The organism is Rhodanobacter sp. G2-10 (genome assembly GCF_055809185.1).
Window position 1 is genome coordinate 1 of record NZ_CM147900.1, and the last position, 12,368, is coordinate 12,368.

Genomic DNA, 12,368 nt, shown 5'->3' on the forward strand with positions numbered 1-12,368 from the left:
AAGGTGTTGACGACCCCGAAAAGCGATGTAGAATGGGCGGCTCACCCGGGACGAAAGGTCACGGGGCGCAGGCTGGAAACAGGCTGCAAGCGAGAAGATCTTTGACAGTGTGCGCAGGTGAATTGTGTGGACGTCTTGCGATGGAAGGTTACGACCTGTCCAAGCAATGCAAGCGTCCCACCAAGTAAAAAGTCAGTAATGAGTTTTGATTGGTTGGGAACATACGCTTCAGAAAGATAGATGGCCAAGCCCGCAAGGGTGAGGTTGTCGAAAACTTAAGTGAAGAGTTTGATCCTGGCTCAGATTGAACGCTGGCGGCATGCCTAACACATGCAAGTCGAACGGCAGCATGAGAGAGCTTGCTCTCTTGATGGCGAGTGGCGGACGGGTGAGTAATGCATCGGGACCTACCCAGACGTGGGGGATAACCTCGGGAAACCGGGACTAATACCGCATACGTCCTACGGGAGAAAGCGGGGGACCTTCGGGCCTCGCGCGGTTGGACGGACCGATGTGCGATTAGCTAGTTGGTAGGGTAATGGCCTACCAAGGCGACGATCGCTAGCTGGTCTGAGAGGATGATCAGCCACACTGGGACTGAGACACGGCCCAGACTCCTACGGGAGGCAGCAGTGGGGAATATTGGACAATGGGCGCAAGCCTGATCCAGCAATGCCGCGTGTGTGAAGAAGGCCCTCGGGTTGTAAAGCACTTTTATCAGGAACGAAATACCACGGGTTAATACCCTATGGGGCTGACGGTACCTGAGGAATAAGCACCGGCTAACTTCGTGCCAGCAGCCGCGGTAATACGAAGGGTGCAAGCGTTAATCGGAATTACTGGGCGTAAAGGGTGCGTAGGCGGTTCGTTAAGTCTGTTGTGAAATCCCCGGGCTCAACCTGGGAATGGCAATGGATACTGGCGAGCTAGAGTGTGTCAGAGGATGGTGGAATTCCCGGTGTAGCGGTGAAATGCGTAGAGATCGGGAGGAACATCAGTGGCGAAGGCGGCCATCTGGGACAACACTGACGCTGAAGCACGAAAGCGTGGGGAGCAAACAGGATTAGATACCCTGGTAGTCCACGCCCTAAACGATGCGAACTGGATGTTGGTCTCAACTCGGAGATCAGTGTCGAAGCTAACGCGTTAAGTTCGCCGCCTGGGGAGTACGGTCGCAAGACTGAAACTCAAAGGAATTGACGGGGGCCCGCACAAGCGGTGGAGTATGTGGTTTAATTCGATGCAACGCGAAGAACCTTACCTGGCCTTGACATGTCCGGAATCCTGCAGAGATGCGGGAGTGCCTTCGGGAATCGGAACACAGGTGCTGCATGGCTGTCGTCAGCTCGTGTCGTGAGATGTTGGGTTAAGTCCCGCAACGAGCGCAACCCTTGTCCTTAGTTGCCAGCGAGTAATGTCGGGAACTCTAAGGAGACTGCCGGTGACAAACCGGAGGAAGGTGGGGATGACGTCAAGTCCTCATGGCCCTTACGGCCAGGGCTACACACGTACTACAATGGTCGGTACAGAGGGTTGCGAAACCGCGAGGTGGAGCCAATCCCAGAAAGCCGATCCCAGTCCGGATCGGAGTCTGCAACTCGACTCCGTGAAGTCGGAATCGCTAGTAATCGCGGATCAGCTATGCCGCGGTGAATACGTTCCCGGGCCTTGTACACACCGCCCGTCACACCATGGGAGTGGGTTGCTCCAGAAGGCGTTAGTCTAACCGCAAGGAGGACGACGCCCACGGAGTGGTTCATGACTGGGGTGAAGTCGTAACAAGGTAGCCGTATCGGAAGGTGCGGCTGGATCACCTCCTTTCAAGAAATGGCAGTCGCAACGTAAAGTTGCAAGACGTCCACACAAGACACCTGTACTTCACGCGAAGGGTTTGCTTGACGCAACCTCCCTGTTGCGAAGAGCGAACATCAAGACCGGCCATCCATGGCCGGACTCTTCACAACAGCCGCTTCGAACGGAGCTAACGACCGCTTCGAAGGGGTAACTAGAGTGATTGGCTCGCGGGTTCTGGGGTTCACCTTTCATGGGTCTGTAGCTCAGGTGGTTAGAGCGCACCCCTGATAAGGGTGAGGCCGGTGGTTCGAGTCCACCCAGACCCACCATTCCAAGGGTTCCTTGGGGCCTTAGCTCAGCTGGGAGAGCACCTGCTTTGCAAGCAGGGGGTCATCGGTTCGATCCCGATAGGCTCCACCAAGGACTCGGACGCGTGAAGTATCAGCACACCAAAGATTTTTGAAATCGTCCGGCATTGAGGCCGGTACGATGTTCTTTGAAAACACGTAAACGAGTGACAAGCGTCTTGGTTCGAAACCGAACCGAGGCAAGTGTTAAGGCACGAAAACGAAGTAACTTGGCTGCCCCTGAGGAGGGGGCGTGCCCCGAGGCGACTTGGGGTTATATGGTCAAGCGACTAAGCGTATACGGTGGATGCCTTGGCAGTCAGAGGCGATGAAGGACGTGGCAGCCTGCGAAAAGTGTCGGGGAGCTGGCAACAAGCTTTGATCCGGCAATGTCCGAATGGGGAAACCCACCGCGCAAGCGGTATTGCATGATGAATACATAGTCATGCAAGGCGAACCCGGGGAACTGAAATATCTAAGTACCCGGAGGAAAAGAAATCAACCGAGATTCCGTCAGTAGCGACGAGCGAACGCGGACTAGCCCAAAAGTATCTTGTGTTCTAGTCAAACGGCATGGAAAGGCCGGCCATAGATGGTGATAGCCCAGTCGACGAAAGGGCACTTGATATGAAAATGAGTAAGGCGGGGCACGTGAAACCTTGTCTGAACATGGGGGGACCATCCTCCAAGGCTAAATACTCCTGACTGACCGATAGCGAACTAGTACCGTGAGGGAAAGGCGAAAAGAACCCCGGAGAGGGGAGTGAAATAGACCCTGAAACCGTATACGTACAAGCAGTGGAAGCCCGCAAGGGTGACTGCGTACCTTTTGTATAATGGGTCAGCGACTTACTGTCTGTGGCAAGCTTAACCGTATAGGGGAGGCGAAGAGAAATCGAGTCTGAATAGGGCGCATAGTCTCAGGCAGTAGACCCGAAACCGAGTGATCTATCCTTGGCCAGGTTGAAGGTGCGGTAACACGCACTGGAGGACCGAACCCACATCTGTTGCAATAGATGGGGATGAGCTGAGGATAGGAGTGAAAGGCTAAACAAACTCGGAGATAGCTGGTTCTCCTCGAAAGCTATTTAGGTAGCGCCTCGGACGAATCTTCCTGGGGGTAGAGCACTGTTATGGCTAGCGGGTCATCGCGACTTAGCAAACCATGGCAAACTCCGAATACCAGGACAGACTATCCGGGAGACACACGGCGGGTGCTAACGTCCGTCGTGAAAAGGGAAACAACCCAGACCCGCAGCTAAGGTCCCCAAGTCATGGCTAAGTGGAAAACGATGTGGAAAGGCATAGACAGCCAGGAGGTTGGCTTAGAAGCAGCCATCCTTTAAAGAAAGCGTAATAGCTCACTGGTCGAGTCGGTCTGCGCGGAAGATTTAACGGGGCTAAGCCATGCACCGAAGCTCGGGGTGTGCACACTTGTGTGTACGCGGTAGAGGAGCGTTCCGTAAGCCTGTGAAGGTGTGTTGTAAAGCATGCTGGAGGTATCGGAAGTGCGAATGCTGACATGAGTAACGATAATGGGGGTGAAAAGCCCCCACGCCGAAAGCCCAAGGTTTCCTCGCGCAACGTTCATCGGCGCAGGGTGAGTCGGCCCCTAAGGCGAGGCAGAAATGCGTAGTCGATGGGAAGCAGGTTAATATTCCTGCACTTTTCTATAGTGCGATGTGGGGACGGAGAAGGTTAGGTCTACCGGGCGTTGGTTGTCCCGGGGAAAGGCGGTAGGCATGGGTCTTAGGCAAATCCGGGACCCTTTATGCCGAGCACCGAGACGAGCCCTATTGGGCAAAGCGACTGATACCACGCTTCCAGGAAAAGCCACTAAGCTTCAGCTATAGAAGAACCGTACCGTAAACCGACACTGGTAGGCAGGGTGAGAATCCCAAGGCGCTTGAGAGAACTCGGGTGAAGGAACTAGGCAAAATGGCACCGTAACTTCGGGAGAAGGTGCGCCCTTCGATGTGGTCACGTGCGTGACTGAGCATTGAAGGGTCGCAGTAACCTGGCCGCTGCGACTGTTTATCAAAAACACAGCACTCTGCAAACACGAAAGTGGACGTATAGGGTGTGACGCCTGCCCGGTGCTGGAAGGTTAATTGATGGGGTCAGCCGCAAGGCGAAGCTCTTGATCGAAGCCCCAGTAAACGGCGGCCGTAACTATAACGGTCCTAAGGTAGCGAAATTCCTTGTCGGGTAAGTTCCGACCTGCACGAATGGCGTAACGACAGCGGCGCTGTCTCCACCCGAGACTCAGTGAAATTGAATTCGCTGTGAAGATGCAGCGTTCCCGCGGCAAGACGGAAAGACCCCGTGAACCTTTACTATAGCTTTACACTGAACGTTGAGTTCTTCTGTGTAGGATAGGTGGGAGGCTTTGAAACCAGGACGCCAGTTCTGGTGGAGCCATCCTTGAAATACCACCCTGAAGTGCTTGACGTTCTAACCTCGATCCGTAATCCGGATCAGGGACCGTGTATGGTGGGTAGTTTGACTGGGGCGGTCTCCTCCCAAAGAGTAACGGAGGAGCACGAAGGTACGCTCAGCGCGGTCGGACATCGCGCACTGTGTGCAAAGGCATAAGCGTGCTTGACTGCGAGATCGACGGATCAAGCAGGTACGAAAGTAGGTCTTAGTGATCCGGTGGTTCTGTATGGAAGGGCCATCGCTCAACGGATAAAAGGTACTCCGGGGATAACAGGCTGATACCGCCCAAGAGTTCATATCGACGGCGGTGTTTGGCACCTCGATGTCGGCTCATCACATCCTGGGGCTGTAGCCGGTCCCAAGGGTATGGCTGTTCGCCATTTAAAGTGGTACGCGAGCTGGGTTCAGAACGTCGTGAGACAGTTCGGTCCCTATCTGTCGTGGGCGTTGGAGATTTGAGGGGGGCTGCTCCTAGTACGAGAGGACCGGAGTGGACGTTCCGCTGGTGTTCGGGTTGTCATGCCAATGGCATTGCCCGGTAGCTATGAACGGAAGTGATAACCGCTGAAAGCATCTAAGCGGGAAGCACGCCCCAAGATGAGATCTCCCGAGAGCTTGACTCTCCTTAAGGCACCATCAAGACCAGGTGGTTGATAGGTCAGGTGTGGAAGCGCAGCAATGCGTTGAGCTAACTGATACTAATGAGCCGTGCGGCTTGACCATATAACCCCAAGTGGCTTCACACGTGCAGATCCCTCTGCGAAAAGCCCAGCCATCCATGGCTGGACTCATCGAAAGAGCGATCGTTCCGAAGCATTTGCCGAATAGTTCGATCGACCTCGACGCTTGTCACTCGTTTACAACTTATTTCACGTGAGATCCTTCTCACGAGAAGAAGAGTCAACACCCCGCCGTCCATGGCGGACTCTTCAACTCTCCGAGGGAATCTCCGCGGGAGAGCCGGCTGCCAGGCCGACTCTTCAACCAATGTGGAGCCGGCGCCTACGCGCTGCTCCCACCCCTTCCCTGGCGGCCATAGCGGCGTGGTCCCACCTGATCCCATCCCGAACTCAGAAGTGAAACGCGCATGCGCCGATGGTAGTGTGGCTCGTCCATGCAAGAGTAGGTCACCGCCAGGGGCTTTATCCTGATCAACCCTCACCGGAAACGGTGGGGGTTTTTCTTTTTGGGCGGCAGCCGAAGACGCGACTGGATCAGGGCGCGGTGGCTGTGTTCGCCTATGATGGACCGACCAGGCAGTTCGCTGCCATCCATGGAGACATCCCTTTTGTTCGTCCACGTCGAAACACGCCGCAAACCTCGCTGGCACTGGGCAACTTTGCTGATCGTCAGTGTTTGCGTGGTGTGTTTCGTGGGACTGGCCATGATGCCGTCCTCACAGCGAGTCGTGCTGTTGCTGCAGTGGGGCACGGTGCCGGCGAACATTTTCAACGCGCATGATGCCGTGTTGCCGCAACTGACCGACCCGGCGCTGCTGCGCTTGTTCACGGCCTTGTTCATTCACGTTACCTGGCTGCACTTGTTGGGCAATTTGCTCTTCCTGGTGATATTCGGGCTGCCGGGTGAGCGCGCGTTGGGCTCGTTCCGATTCCTGCTGCTGTTCGTGGTCGGCGGCATCGTGGCCAACCTGATGGGTGCCTTGTCGCTGGCAGGTGTACGGCTTCCGATTATTGGCTGCAGTGGCGCGGTGTCCGCGGTCGTGGGCACCTACGTGGCGCTGTTTCCGCGGGCCAAGCTGGGCCTTGTGCTGCCGTTGGGCCTTTATCTGCAATTCGTGCGCGTGCCGGCGTTCCTGCTGATCGGCATGTGGGTGCTGCTGCAATTGCTGTTCAGTTACGCCGGGCCCAGCTACGGTGCCTATGTATGGTGGGCGCACATCGCGGGCTTCGTGTTTGGCGTGATCTTCGCGCTGTTCTCGCGCGACGCGATTGCGCGTCGATTGCGAGGTTGAAGGGCACGAGCGTCAGGGACCCGCACTCCATGCATGCTGGCGGGCGAACTGGCGCAACAGGCGGCGTGCCACGGGGGTCGCGGCTACCTCCTTGAAAATCCGTTCGGGATCGGCTCCTTCGCGACGAAGATCGGCGCGCTTGCGCCGGATGTAGGCGCGCATCACCTCGGCGTTGAACTCGGGATGAAACTGCACGCTGATCGCATGGGGACCGTAACGAAGAATCTGGTGCGGGTCGCGCGACGAGCTGGCCAGGACGCTTGCTCCCGGAGGAGGCTCAAGCACCGACTGCTCGTGAGTGGTGTGTGCGCGGAAGCCGCCGCGCAGGACGCGCATCAGCGGATCGCCCTCGTGGTGGCTCGAAACCTCGATCGTTTGCGTGCCGATTTCGCGCCCGCCCGGCAAATAGCCGACGCGCCCGCCCAAGGCATGGGCCATCAGCTGATGACCGTAGCAGACGCCGAACAACGGCAACGCCTCGTCCATCGCATGGCGAATCCAGCTGGCGGTCTCTTCGCTCCAGGGCAGCTTTTCAGTCACCATGGCGGCGGAGCCGGTGACAATGGCACCGGCCACCGCTTGCGGGGCGGGTAGCGCCTCGCCGGCGGCCACGTCGACCAGTTGCACGCGCTCAGGGCGCAGCCCGGCAACGACCCGGAACCAGTGCGGAAAGTCGCCATGGCGGGCACGGATGGCGTCCGGCGCCCGGCCGGTGCGGATGATCAATACGGGTTTCATGCAAGGGGTCCGCGGAAGGGTGGTGGCTCGTTACGATTGATCCTGATCGAAACCGTCGATCGGCGGAAGCACGGTGAGTACTTCCTCCACCGTGGTCAGGCCGGCCGCGATCTGGTCGGCTGCCGATATCCGCAGCGGCCGCATGCCTTCGGCCAGCGCCGCCTGACCGAAACCGCTGAGATCGAGCTGCGCCGAGATCATGCTGCGCAACCGGCGCGACAATCGCATCATTTCATAGATGCCGGTGCGTCCCATGAAACCGGTGTTGCGACATTCGAGACAGCCCACCGGTTTGCACACCTGCTCCGGCACCGGCATCTTCCAGCCGTGGGTAAGGATGTTCCACGACTGCGGGTCCTGCGTGGTCACCTGCTTGCAGTGCGGACACAGCGTGCGCACCAGGCGCTGCGCGACCACGCCGGTCAGGGTGGACTGGATCAGGTAGTGCGGCACACCCAAATCGAGCAGGCGCGTGACCGCACTGGGCGCGTCGTTGGTGTGCAGGGTCGACAGCACCAGATGACCGGTCAGCGAGGCTTGCACCGCCATCTGCGCGGTTTCCAGGTCGCGGATTTCGCCGACCATGATGATGTCCGGATCCTGCCGCAGCAGGGTGCGGACGCCGGCGGCAAAATCCAGATCGATCGCCGCGTGCACCTGCATCTGGTTGAACTCCGGCGAGACCATCTCGATCGGGTCTTCGACCGTGCACACATTGAGTTCAGGCGTGGCCAGGTGCTTGAGGGTGGAATACAGCGTGGTGGTCTTGCCCGAACCGGTCGGGCCGGTGACCAGAACGATTCCATGCGGGCGCTCCACCATGCCGCGCCAGTTGGCCGTTTCGCTCGGTGAAAAGCCCAGCTGGGCGAAATCCTTCACCACCAGGTCCGGATCGAAGATACGCATCACCACCTTCTCGCCGAAGGCGGTGGGCATGTTGGAGATGCGCAGTTCCACTTCGCGACCGGAGGCCGAGCGTGTCTTGATGCGGCCATCCTGCGGACGGCGCTTCTCGGCCACGTCCATGCGCGCCAGGATCTTGATGCGCGCGGTGACCGCGGTCATCACTGGCGCCGGCAGTTCGAACACCTTTTGCATCACGCCGTCGATACGAAAGCGGATGTAGCCGGTGTCACGCCGGGGTTCCAGATGAATATCCGAAGCGCGCTGTTCGAACGCGTACTGCAGCAGCCAGTCGACGATGTGCACGACATGGCGATCGTCGGCACCGACCTCGCCGCTCTTGCCCAGTTCGACCAGTTGCTCGAAGTTGAGGATCGCCGCCGAACTGTCGCTGCCGGTCTTGGCGTCCTGCGCCAGCTGGATCGAGCGCTGGACGCCGTAGAATTCCTGCAGATAACGGTTGATGTCGAGCGGGCTGGCCACGACGCGCTTGATGTCACGCCGAAGCATCTGCGCCAGATCGGGCGCCCAGCCATCATCAAACGGCTCGCTGGTGGCAAACGTCACCTCGCCGACGCTCGCCGCGATCGGCAGGATGCGGTGTCGTTTCGCGTACGCCAGGCTCACCACCTGGGTGACCGTGGCGACGTTGATCTTCATCGGATCGATTTTCAGGTACGGCAGTCCGGCGTGGCCCGCCAACCATTCGGTCAGCGCCTCCAGGCTCAGTGGGCGGCCGGGTTCGTGCTGATTCGCCAGCTTCGCGTTGGCAATCAGCACCAGCGGATTCAACTCCACCGTGCTGCGGCCTGCGCGTGCGCCCATGCGGACGTTCTTGGCATCCTCGCCCAGCACGTAGCCGTCGACCACCAGTGCGGCCAGTACTTCGTCCAGTTCCAGCCGGCCACGACTGCCCAGCAGGGTTGCGATTTGGGGTGAAGCGGCCATCCGTATAGCGTCCTCCGCAGCAGCGCGCCGGCCGGGATTTCCAGCCGCAAAGCAAGCTGCGGCTATACTAACGCGCTTTAGCCAAGCTCACGGAAAGCCATGTCTGCGCGCACCTTCCAGGATGTGATCCAGACCCTCAACCGCTACTGGGCGGAACAGGGCTGCGTATTGCTGCAGCCGCTCGACACCGAGGTCGGCGCCGGCACCTTCCACCCGGCGACTTTCCTGCGCGCGCTCGGCCCGGAGCCGTGGTCGGCGGCCTACGTGCAGCCTTCGCGCCGACCCACCGACGGCCGCTACGGTCAGAACCCCAACCGCCTGCAGCACTATTACCAGTACCAGGTGGTGTTGAAGCCCAACCCCGAGAACATCCTGGAGCTGTACATCGGTTCGCTGAAGGAGCTGGGCCTCGATCCGCTGGTGCACGACCTGCGCTTTGTCGAGGACAACTGGGAATCGCCGACCCTGGGTGCCTGGGGGCTGGGCTGGGAAGTCTGGTTGAACGGCATGGAGGTGACGCAGTTCACCTACTTCCAGCAGGCCGGCGGCCTCGAATGCCGTCCGGTCACCGGCGAAATCACCTATGGCCTGGAACGGCTGGCGATGTACCTGCAAAACGTGGACAACGTCTACGACCTGGTCTGGACCGATGGCCCGCGTGGCAGCGTCAGCTACGGCGACGTGTTCCTGCAGAACGAGGTCGAGCAGAGCACCTACAACTTCGAGCATGCCAACGTCACCGAGCTGTTGCGTTGGTTCGACGTGTGCGAGGGCGAGGCGAACAAGCTGGTGGCAGCCAACCTGCCGCTGCCGGCCTACGAGCAGGTGATGAAGGCCAGCCATACCTTCAACCTGCTCGATGCGCGGCGGGCGATCAGTGTCACCGAACGCCAGCGCTACATCCTGCGCGTGCGCGCGTTGTCCCGCGGCGTCGCCGAGGCCTACGTGGTGCAACGTGAAAAGCTCGGCTTCCCGGGCCTGAAGTCGGTTGCCGCGGGCAGCCAGGAGCAGGCCGCATGAACGCCGGCAAGTCGCTGTTGATCGAACTGGGTACCGAGGAACTGCCGCCGAAGGCGCTCGATGAATTGTCCGCCGCCTTCCTGCGCGGCATCTGCGATGGCCTGGCCAAACGCGGGGTCGCCGCCGGACTGGACCAGGCTGTGGCCTACGCCTCGCCGCGCCGTCTCGCCGCCTTCATTCCCGCCGTCGCCGGTTCCCAGCCGGATCAGGAGATCGAGCGTCGCGGCCCGGCGCTGGCCGCCGCGCAGGACGCCGAAGGCCAGCCGTCAAAAGCGTTGCTCGGTTTTGCGCACTCCTGTGGTGTCGACGTCAGCCAGCTGGAAAAGCTGGAAACCGACAAGGGCGCCTGGTTCGTCTGGCGCACGGTGAAAGCCGGCCAGTCGCTGCCAGCCCTTCTGCCGGAGATCGTGGACGAGGCACTGAAGGCATTGCCGATCCCGCGCCCGATGCGCTGGGCCGATCATGACTACAGCTTCGTGCGCCCGGTGCACTGGCTGGTCATGCTGCACGGCGCCGAAATCATCGACGGCGAGGTGCTGGGCCTGGTCAGTGGGCGCAAATCGCGCGGTCACCGCTTCATGCACCCGCAACCCGTGCACGTGGCCGACGCCGATGGCTGGCTCGACTCCATGCGCGCCTCGAAAGTGCTGGCTGATCCGCGCGAGCGGCGCCGGCGCATCCGCGACCAGATCGATCAGGTCGCTGCCGATATCGGCGGCACCCCGCGGCTGGACGACAGGTTGCTGGACGAATTGGCCAATCTCACCGAATGGCCGGCGGCGATCGCCTGCACCTTCGAGCGCGCCTTCCTCGACGTACCGCCCGAGGCACTGGTCACCACCATGGTGGCGAACCAGAAGTTCGTGCCGGTGTTCGATGCCGACGGCAAGCTGACCGAGCATTTCATCGGCATTGCCAACATCCAGAGCAAGGACCCGGCCGAGATCCGCCGTGGTTACGAGCGGGTGATCCGACCGCGTTTCGCCGACGCCAAGTTTTTCTGGGACGAAGACCTGAAGACGCCGCTGGCCAGCTATCAGGAGCAGCTGAAGAACGTCACCTACCAGCAGGCGCTGGGCAGCCAGTGGGACAAGAGCGTGCGCGTGGCCGAGCTGGCGCGGATCGTCGCCAACCGGGTCGGCGTCGATGCCGCCGAGGCAACGCGGGCGGCCAGTCTGGCCAAGTGCGACCTGCTGACCCGCATGGTCGGTGAATTCCCCGAACTCCAGGGCGTGATGGGCCGCTACTACGCCCGTCACGACGGCGAGTCGGAGGCGGTGGCCGAGGCGCTCGACAGTCACTACCAGCCGCGTTTCGGCGGCGACCGCATCGCCGCGGACAAGCTGGGCCAGGTGCTGTCCGTGGCCGAACGGCTGGATACCCTGGCCGGCATCTTCGCCATCGGCATGAAGCCGGGCGGCAACAAGGATCCGTTCGCGCTGCGCCGCGCGGCGCTGGGGCTGGCCCGCACCCTGATCGAGGGCGGGATGGATCTGGATTTGCGCGGCAGTTTCGTCGAGGCGCTGGAGCTGCTGCCGGAGGACGCCCTGGCGGCCGGGCTCAAGCCGGGCAAGGACGGCAAACGACCCAGCCTGAACGCCGGCGAGCGCCGCGCGATCCTGGTCGATGAACTAGTCGAATTCGTGCTCGACCGCCTGCGCGGCTATTACGCCGAGCAGGGCTTCGCCCACGCGCATTTCGAAGCCGTGCTCGCCGTGCAGCCAACCGGTCTGGCCGATTTCGACCGACGACTGCGCGCCGTCGTCGAATTCGGTCGTTGCCCGGAAGCGGCCAGCCTCGCGGCGGCCAACAAGCGCGTGGCCAACATCCTGCGCAAGCAGGCCGAGGAAGCGGGCGCGCCGCCGATTGGCCGCACGGTCGATCCGGCCCACTTCGAAGCCGATGCCGAGCGCGATCTGGCCCAAGCCTTGGCGGCGGCCCAGCTTGACAGCGCCGAGGCGCTGGCCACCAACGACTATGCGGCGGTGCTGGCGCGGCTCGCGCAGCTGCAGCAGCCGGTGGATACGTTCTTCGACAGCGTGTTGGTGAATGCGGACAACCCCGCCGTGCGTGCCAACCGGCTGGCGCTGCTGAACCAGTTGAAGTCCCAGTTCAGCACCGTCGCCGATATCGCCCTGCTCTGAACACCGCTACGCCGAAACAGAAACGGCAGCCATCTGGCTGCCGTTTTCACTGCATGGCTCGAG

The 12,368-nt window shown here is 60.6% G+C and carries 5 protein-coding genes, 2 tRNA genes and 3 rRNA genes; 8 read left to right on the plus strand and 2 right to left on the minus strand.

Annotated features, from left to right (window positions below; genetic code table 11):
• The first annotated feature begins 276 nt into the window (after positions 1-276).
• The 6 genes from AC0L58_RS00005 to AC0L58_RS00030 all read left to right on the plus strand — a co-directional run bounded on the left by AC0L58_RS00005 (position 277) and on the right by AC0L58_RS00030 (position 6,552).
• Positions 277-1,821: ribosomal RNA gene (locus AC0L58_RS00005) — 16S ribosomal RNA — on the plus strand.
• Positions 1,822-2,046: 225 nt separating this feature from the next.
• Positions 2,047-2,123, plus strand: a tRNA-Ile gene (locus tag AC0L58_RS00010).
• 15 nt (positions 2,124-2,138) lie between these two features.
• Positions 2,139-2,214, plus strand: a tRNA-Ala gene (locus tag AC0L58_RS00015).
• Between the two features lie 207 nt (positions 2,215-2,421).
• A 23S ribosomal RNA gene (locus tag AC0L58_RS00020) occupies positions 2,422-5,303 on the plus strand.
• Positions 5,304-5,605: 302 nt separating this feature from the next.
• A 5S ribosomal RNA gene (gene rrf / locus AC0L58_RS00025) occupies positions 5,606-5,719 on the plus strand.
• Together the 16S, 23S and 5S rRNA genes with 2 tRNA genes alongside form the textbook arrangement of a ribosomal RNA operon.
• Before the next feature lie 149 nt (positions 5,720-5,868).
• On the plus strand, positions 5,869-6,552 hold the full coding sequence (locus tag AC0L58_RS00030) for a rhomboid family intramembrane serine protease (RefSeq protein ID WP_473688512.1): 684 nt from the start codon (positions 5,869-5,871) through the stop codon (positions 6,550-6,552).
• A gap of 12 nt (positions 6,553-6,564) precedes the next feature.
• On the opposite strand, the gene AC0L58_RS00035 is transcribed toward AC0L58_RS00030, so the two are convergent.
• The gene (locus tag AC0L58_RS00035; protein WP_473685430.1) at positions 6,565-7,290 is read right to left on the minus strand and encodes a glutamine amidotransferase; all 726 of its coding nucleotides are present in this window, start codon (positions 7,288-7,290) and stop codon (positions 6,565-6,567) included.
• Positions 7,291-7,320: 30 nt separating this feature from the next.
• Positions 7,321-9,141, minus strand: a complete 1,821-nt coding sequence (gene tfpB / locus AC0L58_RS00040; protein ID WP_473685432.1) for a type IV pilus assembly ATPase TfpB — start codon at positions 9,139-9,141, stop codon at positions 7,321-7,323.
• A 99-nt stretch (positions 9,142-9,240) separates the two neighbouring features.
• Here tfpB and glyQ point away from each other — a divergent pair, with 99 nt between their 5' ends.
• Both glyQ and glyS read left to right on the plus strand, forming a co-directional pair.
• The gene (gene glyQ / locus AC0L58_RS00045; RefSeq protein ID WP_473685434.1) at positions 9,241-10,161 is read left to right on the plus strand and encodes a glycine--tRNA ligase subunit alpha; all 921 of its coding nucleotides are present in this window, start codon (positions 9,241-9,243) and stop codon (positions 10,159-10,161) included.
• Positions 10,158-12,305: a glycine--tRNA ligase subunit beta gene (gene glyS / locus AC0L58_RS00050; RefSeq protein ID WP_473685436.1), complete on the plus strand. Its 2,148-nt coding sequence runs from the start codon at positions 10,158-10,160 to the stop codon at positions 12,303-12,305. The genes glyQ and glyS overlap by 4 nt, the downstream gene beginning before the upstream one ends.
• Positions 12,306-12,368: the final 63 nt, after the last annotated feature.